This is a genomic window from uncultured Acetatifactor sp. (genome assembly GCF_948601915.1).
Lineage (GTDB): Bacteria > Bacillota > Clostridia > Lachnospirales > Lachnospiraceae > Acetatifactor.
Genome location: NZ_CAPDXS010000026.1, coordinates 16327 through 20468 on the forward strand (window position 1 = coordinate 16327; position 4142 = coordinate 20468).

General features: G+C 60.8%; 3 protein-coding genes. All 3 read left to right on the forward strand.

Annotated features, from left to right (window positions below):
- Nucleotides 1-625, forward strand: a 625-nt coding sequence (locus Q2B33_RS06360; protein ID WP_300791985.1) for a hypothetical protein, incomplete at its 5' end; no start/stop codon positions are given.
- A gap of 89 nt (nucleotides 626-714) precedes the next feature.
- The gene (locus Q2B33_RS06365) at nucleotides 715-948 is read left to right on the forward strand and encodes a helix-turn-helix transcriptional regulator (RefSeq protein WP_296475711.1); all 234 of its coding nucleotides are present in this window, start codon (nucleotides 715-717) and stop codon (nucleotides 946-948) included.
- Nucleotides 938-1942 (forward strand): hypothetical protein, encoded by a 1005-nt coding sequence (locus Q2B33_RS06370; protein ID WP_300571958.1) that lies wholly within the window; start codon nucleotides 938-940, stop codon nucleotides 1940-1942. Before Q2B33_RS06365 ends, Q2B33_RS06370 begins: the two co-directional genes overlap by 11 nt.
- Nucleotides 1943-4142: the final 2200 nt, after the last annotated feature.

Consider the following 4142-nt stretch of genomic DNA (forward strand, 5'->3'; position numbering starts at 1 on the left):
TCCCATGGAAGGAGCGCATCCCATGGAAGGAGCGCATCCCATGGAAGGAGCGCATCCCATGGAAGGAGCGCATTCCATGGAGGAAGCGCACACCGGCGAAAATATCGGACATGGGAAACCGCTTTCAGGGCTGCGGATTCTGCTGGGCCTCTACGCGCTGGTATTGGCTATCGGCCTTATCGTGCAGGGCGGAGCCGAATTCAGGGCTGCACTTACCGCCCTGGAGGAAAGCAATTCCGGCTCCGCCACATTCCTGCTGGAGATCAGCACGCTGTTCCTTGCCCTCCAGGCCGTCATGGGACTGTTGCCAAGCGCGGCCAAAATCGCTCTGCTCCTCATGATGAGCGTTTTCCTGCACCATTACGCTGCCGCCCCTTTCGGCCCGGCAGCCTGCCGTGCCATGGAAAGGCTGCGGATTGCCAGCGGACGGCTCCTGGCAGTGGTTCTGGTGGCCAATGTAGGCTTCAATGTGCTGCAGCTGGCCTTCTCCCGCTTCCTGTTGTCCGTCAACCACCAAATCCTGTTCCCTCTTTCGGAAATCATCGTCATACTGGGCATCCGGACATTGAGCACCCTGTACCTGGAAAGCAAGCGGCTGAAAGAAGACAACGATATGTTCATCTGAACCGCCGCAGGGGCGGCGTCTCACGATTTTCACCACGGGATGCGCCTTTCAAAGCATCCCTGCATGGAACGCAAAAGGAGAACGGGAGAATGGCCATACGAATATATCTTGACGAAATATTAAGAGAACGCCACATGACCTCCAAGGAGCTGTGCCGCCTGGTGGGCATCACGGAGGCGAACCTGTCCATCCTGCGCAGCGGCAAGGCAAAGGGCGTGCGCTTCGGCACGGTGAACAGGATATGTTATTATCTCCAGTGCGATGTGGGAGATATCCTGAAATTTGACGGAAAATTAGAGGAGGAACCGGAACATGAAACCTAGAGATCCGCATCACAAATCGGTGGTAAAGTCCCTTTTTGCGGCCATGCGCCTGCTGACCGCCAGGCACCCGGCGGCTGCCGGATTCCTGTCAGCCGCCATGCTCCTTCTGGCTGTCCCGCTGCTTTCAGGCGGATGCGCCCTGTCCGAAAGCGGCGGCAGGCTGGCTCTGGAGGAGCTGCCCGGGCAGGACGCCCGTCTGGCAGGGGTCTTCGTGACCACAGAGCCTATCGAACCGGAGCCCCCCGAATTGAAGCTGGACAGCCGCGGGCAAATCGTGGTAAAGGATACGGGGACGCAGAAAATCTACGGCAGCTTCACCGGATATGACGCGGGCGCTGGCACAGTGACCTTTCCCGGCCTGAATGGCTACGGCATCTACTGCCTGACAGCCCCTGAGGACGAGACCCATGAGGCCACCGACGCTAAGTACAATGTCAGCGATTATCCTTTCGCCAACTCCCATTACTACTTTTCCGACCAGGAGGAGCGTGTCGAGACAGACCTCTACATCCGCGCGGGGCGCTTCGCAAAGTATTATTTCAATCCCGTGTACCAGCAGACAGACAGCCAGATTTATCTGCTGGCCGGTTCCGGGGTGTCCTCGGATTCCTTTGTGGACGGCCAGAAGTTCAGCCATGGCCTCTCCGAATCCGTCAGCAGAACGGAAAACGGAGAGCAGGACACCATTACCCTGGGCTTCACCGTGAACATCATCGGCAGCGCGCTGCCCCAGGAGACGGAGCTGCTTTTGATGGATGAAGCGAACCGTCCGCTGGAGCGCTACGGCGAAGAACGGCTGGAAGAGCTCGCCGCCGCAGGGGAGACTCTGGCGCTTCCTGAAGGAACTGCCTATCTGGTTCTGCGGCAGGCAATAGAGGGGAAGGAGCATGACAGCCGCCGCCTGTTCGACCGGAACGCGGAAACCGTAGAGTATATGGTACCCGCGGAGGATGGATACCTATACTTCCGGCAGCTCCCCCTGGCATGGCCCTGAAGGCCATGCCAGGGGAACCGATTGCATTCCTATCGGCCAGGTTCACGGAAAAGACGGTACAGCGTTCTCAATTTGGCTCTATGCCGTTTATCCTTATATTCATGAGCGATGAAATTTTCCGCAATGCGGCCGGAGCCATCCACTTGTGATCCGGGCTACTTTCGAATCACTAATGCAAAAGCGCGTTCATGGCAAGTTTTATGATTATTCATACTGCCGGGCTCACGCCTCCACCGCAATCTCCAGGCTGGCCTCCCCCAGCCCCGGCGCGGCCACCCGCAGCAGGGCCTTCCCGGCTATCTGCCCGGCCCGCACCACCGCCAGGGCCCTGCCCTGATAGGAACGGCATTTCCCGGCGGTGTAATTGTCCTCGGTCACCGGATTGTCCGAGCCGAATCCTGCCAGGCAGGCGCTGGCATCCGGGGCCTCCTTTTCCGCCTCCGAGCCGAATCCAGCCATCATCGCCTTCATCCCCTCCTCGCCCAGAATCTTACGCACCGGCGACAGGGAATGGTACCGGGCCCGGGTGGCCTCCAGGGATGCCTCCAGCTGGATTTCCCCATATTTTACCACATTTCCGTCTTCGTCCAGGATTTCCACCGCCACATAGGAAAGTCCCTCTCCGTCAGCCTTAAGCCGTGTCTTATCCGCCGTCAGCCGGATGGACGCAGGCTCTCCCGCGGTGGCAATCTCCGCTCCGGACACCTCCCGGTCTCCGTCCAGGCTCACGGCCCTCAGCACGCCGGGCTCGTAGACCGTCTCGAACACCGCGCAGAACCGGTTCTCCTTTCCCGCCGCGGCCCTGCCCAGGCTCTTGCCGTTCAGGAAAAGCTCCACCTCCTTCGCCGCAGAGTAGACGTAGGCCTTCACCGGCTTACCTGCATATCCCTCATAGTTCCAGCAGTCCGTCATCTGGTTCCAGCCCCAGTTGCTGACCAGTTCTTCCAGCCCGTGGTACTTGGGATGCTGGACATAGAGGCCTGTCTGGCTGCTGCCCCATACGATTTTCCGGTAGACTCCCTGGGGGGTAAGGGTTCCGCCGATGGTGATGTCCGCGTCATTGGCCAGGCGCCAGGGGTACTCGGACGCATGAGCGGCTAGCGCCCAGGGTCCTTTCGCAAGCTCCGGATCCCCCTGCTCAAAAAATTTGCTCTTGCCGATGCCCGCCTCGCCGATATAGTCCACAGCCGTCCAAGTAAAATCGCCGATGACATAGGGAAGGCGCTCCACCAGCTCCCATACCTTGTCGAACTGGTTGGGGAAGCTCTCCGTGCCCAGGATGACGCGCTCCGGATAGCGCTGCCCCGCGTATTCGTAATGGCTGTCCATATAGTTGTAGCCCACCACGTCCAGACAGTTGCAGAAGCTCTCCGTCCGATCCTCCCAGGCGCCGTCCATCTCCCCGGAATCCTCGTTCTGGGCATTTCCCTGCCGCTTTGCCGCCATCTGCTCCAGGACGCTGGCATCGTCCAGCCCCGACCACATGGAGCAGAGCCCGTTGGCCACCAGCCTGGTGGAATCCAGGCTGCGCACGTAGGCTGCCAGCTCCTCGGCAAGGGCGTACCCATTCCCCATGCCGCCCCGCTCTTCCACCTCATTGCCCGTGGACCAGATCAGGATACTGGGATGGTTGCGGTCGCGAAGGATGAAGCTTTCCATGTCCTCCTTCCAGTCCCGGGCGAAGAACTGGCTGTAGTCGCCCGGCTGCTTGCTGTGGCCCCAGGCGTCGAATGCCTCGTCGAACACATAGAGCCCCAGGCGGTCGCACGCCTCCAGCAGCTCCCTGGAGCCGGGATTGTGGGCCAGGCGCACCGCATTGAAGCCCGCCTCCTTCAGCAGGCCCAGCTTCCGGTATTCGCCGTCCCGCAGGGACACCGCCCCAAGCAGGCCGTTGTCATGATGGATGCAGCCGCCCTTCAGCTTCACCGTCCTGCCGTTGACCTGCAGGCCATGGACCGCGTCCGCCGTGACGGTGCGGATGCCGAAAAGGGTCTCCGCCTCATCGCAGATGCCCTCCAGGGCGGCCTCCCTGTCCAGGGCCACGCCGAAGGCGCCCATGTCCTCCACCTGTGCCCTCACCCGGTACAGATTGGGATGCTCTGCGTCCCAGGTCAGGGGCCTGGGCACGGTCATGGGGATCCTGGCCACTGCCGTGCTGCCGGCCTTTACCAGGAGAGATCGGAAGAGCACACGTCTGAAC

Excerpts from the sequence above, each read along its gene's own strand:
- Q2B33_RS06365 (WP_296475711.1), top strand. The coding sequence starts at position 715 with ATGGCCATACGAATATATCTTGACGAAATATTAAGAGAACGCCACATG.
- Q2B33_RS06370 (WP_300571958.1), top strand. The coding sequence starts at position 938 with ATGAAACCTAGAGATCCGCATCACAAATCGGTGGTAAAGTCCCTTTTT.